The following is a 16663-nucleotide window of genomic DNA, read 5'->3' as shown; positions in this document are numbered from 1 at the left end:
GGTGAACACGGCGACCGGCGTCTGGCTCGGGCTCGATGTGGGCACGCGTGATCTCGGCGTCGCCGTCGGCAATGAACTGACCGGGCGCGCGCGGCCGCTGAAGACCCTGGCAATGCAGCCCGAGAACCTGCTGTGGACGGCACTCGACGCGCTGGTCGGCGAATGGGCGCCGGGTGGCTTCGTTGTCGGACTGCCGCTGACCCGCGAGGGCGGCGAGCAGCCGATGACCGTGCGCGCACGCAGCTTCGCCGGCAAAGTGCAGGAGCGCTACCGGCTGCCGGTGATCGCACACGACGAGCGCGGCTCGACCCAGGTGGCCAAGCGCCGCTTCGCAGTCGAACGCGCCGCCGGCAACGCCCGCCGCAAACATGCGGTGGACATCGACGCGCACGCAGCTGCCGTCATTCTGGAGGACTACCTTGCACTTGCCGGCCATTGAACCACTGCTCGAAGCCCTGGTCACCGCCACCCGCGTGCGCCTGGCGGAACACAACATCGCGGCGCCGCGGCTGGTCGGGATCCACTCCGGCGGCGTGTGGCTGGCGCGCCACCTGGCCGCAGCGCTGGGCGTCGAAGAGCCTATCGGCGAGCTCGACATCAGCTTCTACCGCGACGATTTCACCCGCGTCGGCATGCACCCGACGGTGCGTCCGTCGAGCATCCCCTGGGATGTGGAGGGCCGCCACCTGGTGCTGGTCGACGACGTGCTCTACACCGGGCGCACCATCCGCGCCGCGCTGAACGAGATCTTCGACTATGGCCGCCCGGCGAGCGTGACCCTGGCGGTGCTGGTCAGCCGCAACGGGCGCGAACTGCCGATCGAAGCCGGCGCCTGCGGTGCACGGCTGTCACTGCCGGCCGGCCAGCAAGTGAAACTGCGAGGCCCCACGCCGCTGCGCCTGGAGCTGGTGGAACGCGCATGAGAGCGAAGCACTTTGGAGGGCACGGGGGCATCAGGGCACCAAGGCGCGAGAGCAGCCTGAATCCCGCGCGCTTGCCTGCCCTAGTGTGGTGTTCCGTAAATACCTTGAATTATTTCCGCGCCTTTTGCGCCGATACGGCGTTGCTCGTCGTCGCCATAGCCCTGCGATGACTCCTCCTCTCGCCTTGCCTCGCCGCAAAATTCATCGGAAATTTCTTCAACTTAATTACGGAACACCACACTAGTGCCCTCGTGCCCTCGTGCCCTCCAGAGGTCGCCATGAATCTTCAACTCACTCCCGATGGCCGCCTGCGCCATTTGCTCACCATCGACGGGCTGCCGCGCAGGCTGATCCAGGACCTGATCGAAGCAGCCGATTCGCTGCGCTCGGTGGCGTTGCGCGGCAACAAGAAGTTGCCGCTGCTGCGCGGCCGGACCATCCTCAACCTGTTCTTCGAGGCCTCCACGCGCACCCGCACCACCTTCGAACTGGCCGCCGAGCGTCTCAGCGCCGACGTGGTCAACCTCGACGTCGCTTCCTCGTCCACCAGCAAGGGCGAGAGCCTGCTGGACACCCTGGCGACCTTGGAGGCGATGCATTGCGACATGTTCGTGGTGCGCCACCCCGATTCGGGTGCGGCGCACTTCATCGCCGAGCATGCCTCACCGGGCGTGGCGGTGCTGAACGCCGGTGACGGCCGCCACGCGCACCCGACCCAGGCCTTGCTCGACGCCTACACCATCCACCGGCACAAGCCGCGCTTCGAGGATCTGACCATCGCGGTGGTCGGCGACGTGCTGCACTCGCGCGTCGCGCGCTCTGAATTGCGCGCTTTCGGCATCCTCGGCGCGGGCGAGCTCAGGGTGGTCGGGCCGCGCACGCTGCTGCCGCCGGCGATCGAGGAACTCGGCGTGAGCGTGCACACCGACATGGATGCGGGCGTGGCCGACGCCGATGTGATCGTCATGCTCAGGCTGCAGCGCGAGCGCATGCGCGGCGCCTTCCTGCCGTCGGAGGGCGAGTACTTCCGCCGCTACGGGCTGTCGGCCGAGCGGCTGAAATTGGCGAAGCCGGACTGCATCGTGATGCACCCGGGGCCGATGAACCGCGGCGTGGAAATCGCCAGCGAGGTCGCCGATGGCCCGCAGTCGGTGATCCTGGAGCAAGTCAGCAACGGCCTGGCGATGCGCATGGCGGTGATGTCCCACATCCTTGGCGCACAGGTGCCGGCATGAACAAGGTCGTCATCCGCGGCGCCCGCATCTGTTTCCCGCACCTCGGCCTGGACCGGGTCGCCGACGTGCTGTTCGAATCCGGGCTGGTGCACGGCCTCGATCCCAAACCTGCCCGCTGCCGCGGCGCGGAGGAGGTCGATGGCAGCGGCCGCTGGCTGATCCCTGGCCTGGTCGACCTGGCCGCCCGGCTGCGCGAACCCGGCGCCACGCACAAGGCCGACATCCGCTCGGAGGCGACCGCCGCGCTGCTCGGCGGCATCACCCACCTGGTGTTGCCGCCGGACACCCGCCCGGCGGTCGACTCGACCGCGGTGGTCGAGCTGATCCTGCGCCGCGCACGTGAGGGCCGCGGCGCAACGGTGCACCTGATCGGCGCGTTGACGCGCGATCTCGGCGAGGAATCGCTGGCCGAGCTGGGCGCGCTGCGCGCCGCCGGCTGTATCGCGGTGGGCAACATCGGGCGCGCGATCGGCAATACCAACCTGCTGCGCCGCGCGCTGCAGTACGCCGCCTCGCTCGATTTGCCGGTACACCTGCAGGCCGTCGATCCCTGGATCGGCGCCGGCGGCGTGGCGCACGAGGGCCGGGTCGCAGCGCTGCAGGGCCTGCCCGGAATTCCGGAGACCGCCGAAACCCTGGCGCTGGCGCGCGACCTGATGCTGGTCGAGGAAGCCGGCGTGCGCGCCCACTTCGGCCGTTTGTCCTGCGCGCGCAGCGTGGCCATGATCGCCGAGGCCAAGGCGCGCGGCCTGCGCGTCAGCGCCGATGTGGCCATGCCGCAGGTCTATCTGAACGAGCACGACGTCCTGCCCTTCCGTGCGGATGCGCACCTGCTGCCGCCGCTGCGCACGGCGAACGATCGCGACGCGCTGCGCCGCGGGCTGGCCAGCGGCGCGATCGACGCCGTCTGCAGCGATCACCAGCCGCACGATGCGGATGCCAAGCTGCGCCCCTTCCCGGCCGCCGAGCCCGGCGCGTCCGGGGTCGACAGCTTCCTGGGTCTGGGTTTGAAACTCATCGACGACGACGTACTCTCGCTCGCCTCCTGGCTCGAACGCGCAGCGCTCGCGCCGCGGCGCATCCTCGGATTGCCGGCGCCCACCCTCGACGAGGGCGCGGTGCCGGACTTCGTGCTGATCGATGCGACGAGCGAACGCACGCTGGACGCCGGGAGCATGGCCAGCCGCGGCAAGAACACGCCCTTCCGTGGCTGGCGCATTCCAGGCCGCGTCGACCTCGCGGCCATCGCCGACCGTTTGTGGATACGTTGATTGGCATGAACACCTGGACCCGCCCGATCTGGACCGCCGCCCTGCTGGCCGTGCTCGCCGGCTGCGCCAGCACGCCACCGCCACCGCCCGAGCCGCCGCCCCCGCCGCCGCGCGACCGCGTCGCCGAACTGCGCTCCGCGGCGACCACGACACGCTCGGCAGTGGAGATCGCTCCGTTGCAGAACCCGGCGGTCGACCTCCTGCTGGCTGATGCGGTACGACTCGAACAGGGCGGCGAGCACGCCAAGGCCGTGGCCAGGATCGAAGAAGCGCTGACCATCGAGCCGGAAAACCCGCGGTTGTGGCAGCTCAAGGCCGAGGCCCTGCTGCGCAGCGAGAAATTCCTCGACGCCGAGAAGCTCGCGATGAAGAGCTACGACCTCGGCTCGCGGATCGGCGAATGGTGCATGCGCAACTGGCTGCTGATCGCGGAAAGCCGCGATGCGCTGGGCGACGCCACCACCTCCGCAGCAGCCCGCGAGCGGGCGCAGCGCTGCCCGGTGCAGGCACTGCCCAGGTACTGAGGGTTGTGGGTTGTGGGTTGTGGGCAGCGACGCTCGCAGGCCATTGGGAATCGACTCGGTCGGCGATCTTTTCCTGGCAGCCGCCGGCAGGGATCGGGGCTGAAGCCGCTCTCACCGAAATGTCGCAAGTCATTGATGTAAGTATCCCCCGGCAGAGCCGGGGGCTTTAAATGTGTGAGCCGCTCAAAGCGGCTAGGCGGGGACGTTGACACGTCCCCACATCATTGGCGCCACCTGAAGGTGGTCTTTCACCGTAGTAGCTCCAACTGATCCAGTCGCGTGTCCTCAGCTTCCTGGTTCCGAATGTACGCGCGCACTACCGCTTCGTCAGCGCCAACGGTCGAAACGAAGTAGCCTCTTGCCCAGAAGTGCTGCCCCACGAAGTTCCGCTTGCGCTCTCCGTACACCCGCGCCAAGTGGATCGCGCTCTTACCCTTGATGTATCCCACCACGTTCGACACCGCGTACTTCGGCGGAATCCGAAGCAACATGTGCACATGGTCGCGCATCAAGTGCCCCTCCTCCACCTCACTTTCCTTCTGCGAAGCCAACTCCTTGAACAGACTCCCGAGATACTTCCGCAGTCCCTCGTACAACGTGCGGCGGCGGCACTTCGGTATGAACACGACGTGGTACAGGCACTCCCACTGCGTGTGATTTAAACTTCGATACTTGTCCATCGCGGTTTCTCCTCATCGTGTGCTTGGCGGCTCACGACGGGAGTCTCCGCGATGGACTCCAGCAAACGTCAAACTTCTACTGCCACCCCGGCAGAGCCGGGGGAACTCCCCTGCTGCTTAGAAATGATAATTCGGAAGGCACGAGGGCAACCAAAGGCGCTCCTTCGCACCGAACCGGCTCTTGCGTGCCCTCTTGCCCTCGTGGCCTCGTGCCCTCCAGTTCGATGCGCGAATAAGCGCACCGCCAGGGGCGACCGGAACTCTCACCGACATGTCGCAAATCATTGATTTTTCTTAGGGCGGTGTATCGCGCAGCGATTCACCGCCTGCGATAGGCGGCAAGCACCCGGGGAACGCGCTGCGCGCGTACCGCCGGGCTACGCGCATCTTTGGGTGCGATGCGACTGCAAGCTCAATGCTGCCCGTGCGCCACTTGCTCGACTGATTGCAGGAAATCCTTCACGCCGAGCGGCTTCTTCTGGACCCTGACCACCTTGGCGGCAGAGGCGGCTCGCTCAATGTCGGCGCCGTTGTCCGAGGTCAGCAACATCACCGGAACCGGCACCCGCTGCGCGCGCAGGCGGTGCGCCAATTCGAGGCCGCCGATGCCCGGCAGGTCGCTGTCGGTGATCACGCAGTCGAAGTGACGCGTGGCCAGCGAGCGCTCGAAGCGCTCGGCGCTGACGAATCCCTCGCAACGGTAGCCGGCGCGTTCGAGCAGCGACTGGATGAACTCGCGCACATCGGCGTCGGGCTCAACCACGCCGATCAGCGGCGTCACCAGAGTGTGGTCGGTGTGGACCATGGGTCTCAGTGTCCAAGGCGACGCGGCGCGGCCAACCCAGCGGACTTGACGTTGAGGCCGGCGAGCACGCGCAGCTTGTTCGCCTCGCGGATGCGCACACCACGCTTGACCACTTCGATCACGCCGTCCCGGTGCATCTTGGACAAGGTGCGGCTGACCGTTTCCAGCTTGAGGCCGAGGTAGCTGCCGATCTCCTCGCGCGTCATCGGCATGCCGATCGCCGTGCCGCAGGCGTTGTCCGTGTGCACGCGTTCGGCCAGGTCGATCAGGAACTGCGCCAGGCGCTCTTCCGCGCGCAGCGAACCGAGCAGCAGCAGGGTCGATTGCTCGCGGCGGATCTGGCCGGAGAGCATGCGGAACAGCGCCGCCTGGATCCGCGGGACCGACTGGCCATGGCGCTCCAACAGCGCGAACGGCAGTTCGCAGACCACGGTTTCGTCGAGCGCTGCCGCCGAACTGGCGTGATGGCGCAAGCCCACCGAGTCCAGTCCGACCAGATCGCCCGGCAGGAAGAAGCCGGTGATCTGCTCGCGGCCATCCTCGGTCAGCACCGAGACCTTCAGCATGCCGCTGCGGACCGCATACAGCGACTCGAAATTGCCCGAGGCGTGGAACAGGTAGTCGCCACGCGCCAGGTGACGTTCCTTCAGATCCGGGAAGTCGCGCAGATCAAGGCGCAGGCCGCTCGACAGCGTGCCCAGAACGCATGGTTGCGCGCAATGTCCGCAGACTCCCGACTCGCACCGCTTGGCCGCCATGATCGCCATCTCGCTCTCCCATGCATGTTCCCGAAACTTGAAGTGAACCTTAGGCAAAGCCCTGCAACGAAGCCTGCGTGTTCCGGCAACGCTCGGTAACAGCGGGTAACAACATGGGGTTCGATCAAACCCGGCGTGGCCAGAAGGCGTAGGCGGCGCGGTGGCCGGTGGCCGTCGCGCCCGCCGGGCGCCTGTCGCTTGCCGGAGTCCGGGGTGTCCCCAGCGAAGCCGAAGCCGATTGCGGTCGCATGCGGTGTGCGGTGCTGGACCGTCGCCGCGCTGCTGCTTGCCGGCAGCGCCAGCCATGCGACCGATGTGGCGAGCAGACCGGGGCGGCGACGACCCGGTCCGCGGCGTCGGCGGCGTCGCGCGCGCCGATCGCGCGCTCCGCCCGGGCGGCATCGATCCGCTGACCGCCTTCCAGGTCTACGGCGGCGACTGAACCGCGCACCGCATGCGCACGTCGCGGTGACGCGCCGGTGGCATCATCCGCGACCTGCTCGCGACTACCTCGCCCCATGCTGACCCTCGGAATTTCGGCCTACTTCCACGACAGCGCAGCCGCGCTGCTCAGGGACGGGTGCATCGCGGCCGCGGCCCAGGAAGAGCGCTTCAGCCGGGTCAAGCACGACCCACGCTTCCCCGCGCATGCGGTGCGCTATTGCCTGCGGGAGGCAGGCGTGGCGCTGGCCGATGTCGACCAGGTGGTGTTCTTCGAGAAGCCCTTCCTGAAGTTCGAGCGCCTGCTGGAAACCTACCTCGCGTTCGCGCCGCGCGGCTTCGCCAGCTTTGCCATGGCAATGCCCATCTGGCTGCGCGACAAGCTGTTCCAGAAGAAGCTGATCGCCGACGAACTCGCCGCCGTCGCCGGCGGTGCGCAGACACTGAAGGCACCGCTGGCCTTCTCCGAGCATCATCTCTCGCACGCCGCGAGCGCCTTCTATCCCTCGCCCTTCGACCGCGCGCTGGTGCTCACGATGGACGGTGTCGGCGAGTGGGCGACCACCACCGCGGCGATCGGCGACGGCAGCCGGCTCGACATCTTCCGCGAGATCCATTTCCCGCATTCGCTGGGCCTGCTGTATTCGGCGTTCACCACTTACTGCGGCTTTCGCGTCAATTCCGGCGAGTACAAGCTGATGGGCCTGGCGCCCTACGGCGAGCCGAAGTACGCCCGCCAGATCCGCGAGCGCCTGGTCGACATCAAGGACGACGGCAGCTTCCGCCTCGACCTCGGGTACTTCGACTACTGCACCGGGCTGACCATGACGAACGCGCGCTTCCATGCGCTGTTCGGCGGTCCGCCGCGCGCGCCGGAGGCGGCTATCGAGCCGCGGCACCTGGACCTCGCCGCGTCGATCCAGCAGGTGACCGAGGACATCGTGATGCGCCTGGCCACCTCGCTCCGTCGCGAAACCGGCGAGCGCAATCTGTGCCTCGCCGGCGGCGTGGCGCTAAACTGCGTCGCCAACGGCAAGCTGCTGCGCGCGGCCGGCTTCGATGCGATCTGGATCCAGCCTGCCGCGGGGGACGCCGGCGGCGCGCTGGGCGCCGCGCTGGCGCATTGGCACCGGGCGCAGGATCGACCGCGCACGCCTGCCGGCGCCGGCGGCGATGGGATGTCCGGCGCCTTCCTGGGCCCGGCATTCGCGGACGATGAAATCGCCGCGACGCTGGACCGCCTGGGCGCGGTGTTTCGCCGGCTGGGCGACGACGAGCTGATCGACGCGGCAGCGCGCGACTTGGCCGACGGCCAGGCAATAGGCTGGTTCCAGGGGCGCGCCGAGTACGGCCCGCGGGCGCTCGGCAACCGCTCGATCCTGGCCGATCCGCGCCGCAGCGACACCCAGTCGGTGCTCAACCTCAAGGTCAAGTTCCGCGAGTCCTTCCGCCCGTTTGCGCCGGCGGTGCTCGCGGAGCATGCGCGCGACTGCTTCGACCTGGATGCGGAAAGCCCGTACATGCTGATCGTCGCGCCCGTCGCGGAGCACTGCCGCCTGCCGGTGGACGCAGCTGCGACCGGCCTGGACCGCCTGAAGCAGATCCGCTCGACCATTCCCGCGGTGACCCACGTGGATTGCTCGGCGCGCGTTCAGACCGTTCGCGCCGACACCCAGCCGCGCTTCCACGCGCTGCTTGCGCGGTTCCGCCAGCTCACCGGCTGCCCGACACTCGTCAACACCAGCTTCAACGTGCGCGGCGAACCGGTGGTCGGCTCACCCGAAGACGCCTTCCGCTGCTTCATGGGCACGCATCTCGACCGCCTGGCGATCGGCAACTGTTATCTGGTCAAGTCCGAACAGCCCGCCGCGCTGGCGCGCGACTACGCGCACCTGCTGCCGGCGGATTGAGCGCAGGAGCACCGCGCGCGCTCTTACCAAACATCCGATAACTCATTGATCTGAAGAGCAGTTTGTCCGCAAAGGACGCGAAGGACGCAAAGAAGAGCGGAAACCGCTTTCGCTTCCTTTGCGTTCTTTGCGTCCTTTGCGGACAAGAAAAGTGGCGCGGGTCGCGAAGAAGTTCGATGCGCGAATAAGCGCACCGGCAGGGGCGACCGGGACTCTCACCGAACATGCGCCAAGGTGTTGAATTTCATACATTTTCAGCCCGTGCGAAACGACGACCCTGTGATTGAGTACGCAAAGGACGCAAAGACAGCAAGTGCCGGGGATACCCCAGCGCTGTATCGCGTTTGATTTCCTTTGCGTCCTTTGCGTCCTTTGCGTCCTTTGCGTCCAAAAACACAGTCCGCGATCTTGCGAGAGTCACGGTTCGATGCGCGAATAAGCGCACCGGCAGGGGCGACCGGGACTCTCACCAAACATGACGCAAGGGGCTGAAAAACAGCACTTTGTCCGCAAAGGACAAGAAAAATGTTCAACGGAACCGCCACTCAGTATGTGGCGCGAATCAGCGCACCAACAGGGATGGCCGGGACTCCTATGGTCACCTCCGGGCTGACGGCGAATCTGTAGGAGCGCGCTCGCGCGCGATCCCTGTCGCGGTCATTCGAAACCGATCGATGTCCCACCCAATGCCATGCGGATCTCGGCGAGGTTGTCGCCGAGGTCGTGATCGCCGAAGGCGTAGGGCGGATCGATGTGGAACAAGCCGCGCGCGCCGTCGCCGCCGCGCGCTTGCCTGGGCTGGAAGTCGGGATCGGAGATGTCGTAGCGCAGCCGCATGCTGGCGCCGCTGCCGAGGGCGACGACCTGGTCGATGCCACTGTTGATCACGATCGGGCAGGTGCCAACGCCGACGGTCAACTCGCAGCCGCGCAACTGGGCGATCAGGCCATCGCGGGTGGACGCGAATCCGACCAGGACATCGCTGACGGCGCCGGGCGACGCGTTCTCGATCTCGATTTCGACCGACGTCGATGCGCCCTGCGCCGTGATCCGTCCGGGCTCGCCGAGCAGGTGCAGGCGCAGATCGCCATGGTTGGTGCCGCCTGCCGGCCAGCGTTCCAGCCGCGGCAGGTCGATGCCGTTGGCGCCGACCGTGTAGTTCTCCACCATCGGCGAGCCGGTCGCGGTGACGCGGGTGAGGAGGCCATTGCCGAGGATGCGCGAGGCCAGCGGCGGGTCGTAGGCCTGCGCATATTGGTGTTCGGCGCCGATGAAGCCATCGGCGAGGGCCACGGTGGTCAACGCCAGGCGCTCCTCGACTTCGAAGTCCACGCTGCCCTGGTAGCGCAGGCTGCGCGCCCAACGGTGCGAGACGCTGCCTCCCTCCACCGGGCGCACGCTCATCCAGCGCCCATTCTGCAGCGTCGGATTCACGCTCCATTCGACCTGTCCGCTCGCGCTGTCGATGCGTGCGAGCAGCGGCCGGCTCACGCCCGACTGGCCCGGCTCGGTGCCGAGCAGCCGCGCGCTCAGCAGCAGGTCGCCGTCCGCCAGCGTGGCAATCAGTGGCCCGGACACGCGGGCACCGGGTGCGCCCGGATCGACGCTCCACATGGCGAGCCCATCGACGCCGGAGCGGCGCTCGACGAAGCTGCGCGACTGGCCTGAGGTGGTGACCTGGCGGGAGGTGTAGAGATCGCCGTTGGCCGCGGCGATGATCGACTGCAGGGCACCAGCGACCGGTTGCGACCACAGCGCGTCGCCGCTGGCGGCGCCGAGGATGCCGATGCCGCCGCCACCCAGCACCACCAGGTCAAGCGCGCGCGCACCCAGCAGGGTGGTGAAATTCGGCACCGGCACGTCCCACAGCACCTGTCCGCCGAGCGGGGACAGCTTCGCGACGAATTCGAATTCCTGGGTGCACGCCGGCGGGTCGATGCACTCGGGATGGACCACGTGGACTTCGCCATTGGGGCCAGAAACCACGCTGCGGATTCCGAACGGCGACGACCGCCACGCGGACTGCCACAGCAGCGCGCCGCTGGCGCTGTCGATGCTGAGCACCGCCTGGCGCAGCGCCGGTCGCAGCAGATCGCTGTCGACATACACCACGTGCACCAGCAGGCGTGAGGCCGCACCGCCCTGCACGCGGACCGCATCAATGCGCGACGGATACTCGTCGAGTTCCAGCAGTTGCTCCCAGATCGGTGCGCCGGTGTCCGGATCGAGCCGGCGCACGCGCACGCCGCGCTGGTCGGGGCCGAGGCCGGCCATCGCGGCGTAGGGCTCGATGCCGACGAACTCGACATCGGCGCGACGCCGCGCCTGCGCTTGTGCGAGGGCGCTGTGCGCATCGATCAGCGCGCCGGTCGCCGCCACGCGTCGCTCCAGATGCAGCTCGGATTGCAGGTTGTCGAGCGACCACGCGATGCGCAACTCGCTGCCGACCAGGCGCCAGTCGACATTGCGCGCGGGAATCTCGACCGACCAGTCGACCGCACCATCGCTGACGCGTCGGCGCTGCGCGACGGTGCCGAGACCGCCTGCGAGTGCTTGCTGGGTCGCCACCAGGATTGCACCATCGGCCGCCGCGCGCAGGCTTGCGGGCAGCGTGCTTGGCAGCGTGGTCCGCCAACGCAGGCCACCGGCATGGTCGAGCGCCACCAGCGTCGATTGCGTGACTTCGTCGTGCGTCGACAGCGCGACCAGGCTGTTGCTGGACTCCAGCGCGCACGGTCCATTGCTGTAGTCCACGGCAGGCACCCGCGTCGACCACAGCAGCGTGCCGTTGAAATCGTTGCGGCGCTCGAGCACCGCATCGACCTGTCCGTTGGTCATTTCGAAGTAGGCACGCACGGTGTCGCTGGCGAGCTTCACCGGCGCACAGGCTTCGAACACCCGCGCCGCGCCTGGCGCCCGCGGCAGCGACCATTGCACCGCGCCGCTGGCGGCGTCCAGCGACACCAGCAGCGGATCGGGGTGGATGCCGACGCCGTCCGGCGTGCCGATGCTGAAGGACAGCGACAGCGGAATGAGGGTGTCGATGGCCGTCGGCAACTGGAAAGCGACCGAGCCGGCATGCGGATGCAGTTCGAGCAGGTTGCGCACCCACATGGTGTCGCCATCGCTGCCGTTGACGCGGATCAGGCGATTGCCCGACGCCAGCAGGACGTCGCCATTGGCGAGAAAGCGCGCCTGCCCGGCGTAACGCGGCCGCACCCAGCGCAGGTTCCCGGCGGTGTCGACCATCGCCACCAGCGCCCGCGTGTTGTCGAGTTCGGTCATCGCCAGCAGCACGCGATCGCCCTGCGTCGCGAGTACCGCCTCCGGCGACAGGCGCCCGCCGGCGATCGGCTGGTGACCGAACTGGCCGGTCACCGCGCTGCCATCGATGGCGAGCCTCACGCTGCTGGCGAGCCCGTCGCGACTGGTCTCGCTGGCGACCATGAAGGCGTTGCCGTCCTGCAGCAGCACATGCTCGGTGCGGCCGAACTGGGCGGCGTAGGGAATGACCTCGGATTCGGTGGATGACCAGATCGGCTCGATCTGCGCGTAAGCCGGGTTGGCAACAGCAAGGGCGGTCAACAGGAGGTGCAGGCGCATGCGCAATTTGGGCCGACGAAAACGGGCGATATTACAGTCTGCAACATGAATTGCCAGGTGTCGGAGAAGCTTCGCGCACCTTCCGAGAGCTGGTTGTTGGCGGCAACGGCGTGCAGAAACCGGCAGCTGGAGGCGCCGTGCACGTTTGCTGCCAACGACCAGAAACCAGCAACCGAAATCGGGCCCTTGCGCAGCCACAAGCAACACCGGGAAAAAGCCCCCGCCGCCCGGGTCGGTCGATAAGCCGGGTTCTGTCGTGAACGGTCATTCCTCTGGGACCAGCGTCGCCGCTGGCCTCAAGCAGCCTACCCGGGGAAGACGCGGGCCGCGCCATGCTCCCCCTATTCGGCCTTGCTGCAGGTGGGGTTTGCCATGCCGTCGCGTGTTGCCACCGACGCGGTGCGCTCTTGCCGCACCGTTTCACCCTTGCCCGCTCCCGCCTTGCGACGGGCCGCTGGCGGTCTGCTCTCTGTTGCACTGTCCGTAGGCTCTCGCCCCCCAGACGTTATCTGGCACCTTGCCCTGTGCAGCCCGGACTTTCCTCGATACGCACCCTTGCGGGCCGCACCGCGACCGTTTGACCAACGCCGGATCGGCGGGGACGCGGAGTGTAGCGGGGTTCCCGGCGCAAGTGTTGTCCGGCTTCATGGCTTCTGCGGCACAGCTCACAGCGCACAAGCGGCCGTTCACACACCCATCAGCACATGCTCGCGCTCGACCTGGTCGAGGCGGATTCGATTGACGAAGAGCGAGAAGGAAAGATACCCGGCGAGTCCGTTGGTGCGGCGCATCCACGGCGGCAGGTACATCGGCGGGTCGATAAAACCGCTTTGCACGTAGGGTTCCAGTTCGACCACGTCCTGCAGGGTCATCTTGCCGGCGAACAGATGCTGCGCCAGTTCCAGCTTGCCGCTGCGCAGGGCCCAGCGGAAGAAGGTGTGCACGCTGAGCAGGCCGTGCAGGTAGACGGTGTCCTTGGTGAAGGCCGAGCCACCCTCGGTGGGCGCGCCGCGGAATACGCGCATCGCCGAGGTGAAGCTCTCGGCCTCGCTCTGGCCCTGCTCCAGGAAGAAGCTGAATACCTCGATGAAGTTGGCGCCGCGCAGGGCCATGTCGATCGCCAGGATGCGCAGCGAGATGCGCTTCATGCGCATGATGTCGATCGATCCGGTGACCAGTTCCGAGAACACCGCCAGGCCTTCCTGGGTGGCGGTGATGCGCGGCGAGTTCAGGCCCAGGCTGCCGAGGTTGGTCTGGTTGCGGCCGTTGAGCGAGGTCAGCGAGTGCACGAAGGCCTCGTGCTCCAGCAACTGCGACAGGTCGTACTCGGAGAAACAGGTGCTCTGGCGCAGGCGGATACGGGTCGGGCCGGCGGCGGCCTTGGCGACCAGGTCCGGATCGACCACCACCGTGACCTTGTGCTGGGTGAAGACCTCGGCCAGCCGGTGCTCCATCTCGTGCTTGAGAATCTCCGCCGACAGGCAGTACTCGACCTCGCCCAGCGCATCGTTGCCGAGGATGTCGTCGGCGGCGCCGATGAAATGGCGCGCAGCTTCGAGGTTGTTGACCGCAGACCCGGCGATGCGGTCGCCCGGGCGCCCGTACAGGTGCGCCGAGTACTCGGTCATCTCCTTGCTGCCGAGATGGTCGAGCAGCAGCGTCGCCACCTGCCAGGAGTGCGCGGTGCGCTGCAGGTAGTTGCCGATGGGATGCGCCGCGTCGCATTGCTGCGCGATCGCCTTCAGCGCGCGGCGGCGGTCGCCGAAGTTGAACTTCTTGTATTCGACCTGCGGAAGCTGGTGCTTGCCGGCCCTGAAATCGGCGATGAACTGGTCCTGCATGCGCTTGGGCCAGCTCAGCGTGCTGAGCATCTTGATGTCCTTGACCAGCGCGACCAGTTCGGCGTCCAGGTCTCGGTAGCGGATCAGTTCCTCGTCCATCGGCCAGGCCACTCCCCCGTTCAGGTGATCGACTCGACAAGCAGCGCGCTGGCCCGATTCTGCTCGCAGCCGCCTGCGCCGGACAGCCCCCGCGCGCATTGATCCCGCTCAAGCCGGCGGTATCTGGTGCAGCTACCCTTTTGCGCAAGTCCAAACCGGAGTACCACCATGCGCATCCTCCAGGAACTGCTGACCAGCACCGAGGGCCAGTTCGCCATCGCCGTGATCGGCTTCATGCTCGCGATGGGCGCCGGCCTCGCCGTGGTGGCACTGCGGAAATCGCGCTCCACACGATGAGCCCGACGGGCACGGGCCCTGATCCATGTCAACGAGAATGGTTGTCATTTAGATTTTCGGTGAATATGCTGCGCGGCATCGGTCTTGTCCCGGAAATCCTCGATGTCCTGCCGCCTGTTGTCCGCTGCGATCTGCGCAGCCCTGCCGCTGTCGCACGCCCTCGCCACCCCGTCACCCGATCCTGACCGAGACTCGCCACGCAAGCTGGCGCGCGTGGTGGTGGTCGGCGAACAGGGCGATGCCAAGGCGCAGCCGGGCAGCGCCTCGCTGATCGACGCCGAGGAGATCCGCTCCGCCCATGTGTTCTCGGTCAGCGAGGCCTTGCGCAAGGTCGCCGGCATCGTGACTCGCGACGAGGAGGGCTTTGGCATCCGCCCGAACATCGGCATCCGCGGGCTCAACCCGACGCGCTCGACCAAGGTGCTGCTGATGGAGGACGGCATCCCGGCCGCCTACGCGCCTTATGGCGACAACGCCAGCTACTACCACGCGCCGGTCGACCGTTACGAGCGCATCGAGGTGTTGAAGGGCGTGGGCATGCTGGCCTTCGGCCCGCAGACCATCGGCGGCGTGATCAACTACATCACGCCCGATCCACCCGAGGACTTCGAAGGCCAACTGGCGCTGACCGCCGGGAACCGCGATTACATCAACGCACGCGCCAGCGTGGGCGGCGGCGGTTTCCTGGTCGACCTGGTGCGCAAGCAGGGCGACGGCGCGCGCGACACGCTGGAACTTGAGCAGACCGACTTCAACCTCAAGTACGCGATCGACATCGGCGACTTGCAGGCGCTGACCCTGCGCGGCACCTGGCTCAGCGAGGACTCGCAGGTGGGCTACTCGGGCCTGACCGAGGCCGAGTACCGCAACTTCGGGCGCCAATACGGCTTCGACCAGAACGCCAACTTCGACATCAACCGCTACGGTGTTTCGGCAACCCACGAATGGGCCGCCAGCGAAGCGCTGACGCTGACCACCAGCGCCTACGGCTTCGTCTTCGAGCGCGACTGGTGGCGCCAGTCGTCCACCACCACCGACACCCAGTGCGGCACAGCCTTCCGCGACGCGCGCCTGCGCGGCGAGCGGGTCGACTTCGACGCCTGCAACTCGGCCCAAGGGCGGCTGCGCGACTACGACACCTACGGCATCGAGCCGCGCCTGCGGCTGGACTGGACCGCCTTCGGGCTACCCTCCGAACTCAATGCCGGCGTCCGCGCGCACTGGGAGTCGCAGGAGCGTCGCCAGATCAACGCGACCAGCGCCACCGGGCGCACCGGCACCCTGGCCGAGGACCAGCGCCGCGAGACCCGCGGGCATTCGGGATTCGTCAGCAACCGCTTCGAAGCCGGCGCGCTGGCGATCGTCCCAGCCGTGCGCGTCGAGCATGTCGAATACGAGCGCCGCAACGATCTGAATGGCGCCAGCGGCGCAGACAGCATCACCGAAATCATTCCGGGCCTGGGCTTCAACTACCGCATCGACGAGCGCCACAGTGTGTTCGCCGGCGCGCACAAGGGTTTCGCGCCGCCGCGCGCCGAGGACATCATCGATGGCAACGGCGGCAATGTCGAAGTGGATGCCGAGGACAGCCGCAATCTGGAACTCGGCTGGCGTGCCGAACTCTCGCCGGGCAACAGCATCGAGGCGACCGCCTTCCGCAACCACTTCCTGAGCCAGATCGTGGTCGGCTCGATCGCCGGCGGCAGCACGCCGCTCGCCGAGGGCGAAACGCTGTACCAGGGCTTCGAGTTCTCCGGCATGTTCTCGCGCGATGGCTGGGTGGGCCGAGGACGCAGCTACGCCAATGTCGCACTGACCTGGCTGCCCACCGCGCGCCAGGAAACCACCCTGCGTTCGGTCACCAGCGGCGCAGTCGTCGGCGGGAGCGAGCCGGGCAATCGCTTGCCGTATGCGCCGAAGCAGACCGCCACCATCCGCGTCGGCCATGCGATCGGACCCTGGGATGCCTCCATCGAGGGCGTCTATGTCGGGCGCCAGTCCGGCGACTTCGCCAACCGGACGGATGTCGATGCCACCGGCCAGTTCGGCGAACTCGGCAGCTACGCGCTGCTCAACCTGTCGCTCAACTACACCCCGCTCGACGCGCCCTGGGGCCTGTTCCTGACGGTCAAGAACGCCGCCGACCGCGACTACATCGCCGACCGCACCCGCGGCATCCAGGTAGGCCCACCGCGGCTGGTGCAGGCGGGCGTGAGCTGGCAGTTCTGAGGGGTCGCGGCGAGACGCGCAGCCCTGGGCTGCCTGTGAGTTGAGGG

At 67.5% G+C, this 16663-nt stretch carries 13 protein-coding genes and 1 other RNA gene; 8 read left to right on the top strand and 6 right to left on the bottom strand.

Going from position 1 to position 16663, the window contains the following annotated elements; genetic code table 11:
- Position 1: 1 nt before the first annotated feature.
- The 5 genes from ruvX (at position 2) to IPK27_04635 (ending at position 3953) form a co-directional block, all read left to right on the top strand.
- Positions 2 to 439, top strand: coding sequence for a Holliday junction resolvase RuvX (gene ruvX / locus IPK27_04655; protein MBK8066927.1), 438 nt, complete (start codon positions 2 to 4; stop codon positions 437 to 439).
- On the top strand, positions 369 to 923 hold the full coding sequence (gene pyrR, locus IPK27_04650) for a bifunctional pyr operon transcriptional regulator/uracil phosphoribosyltransferase PyrR (protein ID MBK8066926.1): 555 nt from the start codon (positions 369 to 371) through the stop codon (positions 921 to 923). Before ruvX ends, pyrR begins: the two co-directional genes overlap by 71 nt.
- A gap of 278 nt (positions 924 to 1201) precedes the next feature.
- Entirely contained in the window at positions 1202 to 2158 is a 957-nt protein-coding gene (locus IPK27_04645) for an aspartate carbamoyltransferase catalytic subunit (GenBank protein MBK8066925.1), read from the top strand.
- Positions 2155 to 3429: a dihydroorotase gene (locus tag IPK27_04640; protein MBK8066924.1), complete on the top strand. Its 1275-nt coding sequence runs from the start codon at positions 2155 to 2157 to the stop codon at positions 3427 to 3429. Before IPK27_04645 ends, IPK27_04640 begins: the two co-directional genes overlap by 4 nt.
- Positions 3430 to 3434: 5 nt before the next feature.
- Positions 3435 to 3953: a tetratricopeptide repeat protein gene (locus tag IPK27_04635; GenBank protein ID MBK8066923.1), complete on the top strand. Its 519-nt coding sequence runs from the start codon at positions 3435 to 3437 to the stop codon at positions 3951 to 3953.
- Positions 3954 to 4201: 248 nt separating this feature from the next.
- Here the strand turns inward: IPK27_04635 and tnpA are convergent, their stop codons facing one another.
- The 3 genes from tnpA to IPK27_04620 all read right to left on the bottom strand — a co-directional run bounded on the left by tnpA (position 4202) and on the right by IPK27_04620 (position 6205).
- Positions 4202 to 4633, bottom strand: a complete 432-nt coding sequence (gene tnpA, locus IPK27_04630) for an IS200/IS605 family transposase (GenBank protein MBK8066922.1) — start codon at positions 4631 to 4633, stop codon at positions 4202 to 4204.
- A 412-nt stretch (positions 4634 to 5045) separates the two neighbouring features.
- Positions 5046 to 5438, bottom strand: a complete 393-nt coding sequence (locus tag IPK27_04625) for a response regulator (protein MBK8066921.1) — start codon at positions 5436 to 5438, stop codon at positions 5046 to 5048.
- A gap of 5 nt (positions 5439 to 5443) precedes the next feature.
- A complete protein-coding gene (locus tag IPK27_04620; GenBank protein ID MBK8066920.1) occupies positions 5444 to 6205 on the bottom strand; it encodes a helix-turn-helix domain-containing protein in 762 nt (253 codons plus the stop codon).
- A gap of 295 nt (positions 6206 to 6500) precedes the next feature.
- On the opposite strand from IPK27_04620, the gene IPK27_04615 reads away from it, so the two are divergent.
- Complete coding sequence (locus IPK27_04615) at positions 6501 to 6638, top strand: hypothetical protein (GenBank protein MBK8066919.1); 138 nt, start codon at positions 6501 to 6503, stop codon at positions 6636 to 6638.
- 76 nt (positions 6639 to 6714) lie between these two features.
- Positions 6715 to 8547: a carbamoyltransferase gene (locus IPK27_04610; protein ID MBK8066918.1), complete on the top strand. Its 1833-nt coding sequence runs from the start codon at positions 6715 to 6717 to the stop codon at positions 8545 to 8547.
- A 657-nt stretch (positions 8548 to 9204) separates the two neighbouring features.
- Here the strand turns inward: IPK27_04610 and IPK27_04605 are convergent.
- From IPK27_04605 to IPK27_04595, 3 genes are all read right to left on the bottom strand, one after another.
- On the bottom strand, positions 9205 to 12150 hold the full coding sequence (locus tag IPK27_04605) for a PQQ-like beta-propeller repeat protein (GenBank protein MBK8066917.1): 2946 nt from the start codon (positions 12148 to 12150) through the stop codon (positions 9205 to 9207).
- Between the two features lie 224 nt (positions 12151 to 12374).
- An RNA gene (gene rnpB / locus IPK27_04600) (RNase P RNA component class A) lies at positions 12375 to 12740 on the bottom strand.
- A 96-nt stretch (positions 12741 to 12836) separates the two neighbouring features.
- Positions 12837 to 14090, bottom strand: a complete 1254-nt coding sequence (locus IPK27_04595) for a DUF1704 domain-containing protein (protein ID MBK8066916.1) — start codon at positions 14088 to 14090, stop codon at positions 12837 to 12839.
- 399 nt (positions 14091 to 14489) lie between these two features.
- Here IPK27_04595 and IPK27_04590 point away from each other — a divergent pair, with 399 nt between their 5' ends.
- Entirely contained in the window at positions 14490 to 16616 is a 2127-nt protein-coding gene (locus IPK27_04590; GenBank protein ID MBK8066915.1) for a TonB-dependent receptor, read from the top strand.
- The last annotated feature ends 47 nt before the right edge of the window (positions 16617 to 16663 follow it).

This window comes from Rhodanobacteraceae bacterium, assembly GCA_016713135.1.
Classification (GTDB): domain Bacteria; phylum Pseudomonadota; class Gammaproteobacteria; order Xanthomonadales; family SZUA-5; genus JADKFD01.
This window is presented reverse-complemented; position numbering and strand designations above follow the sequence as displayed.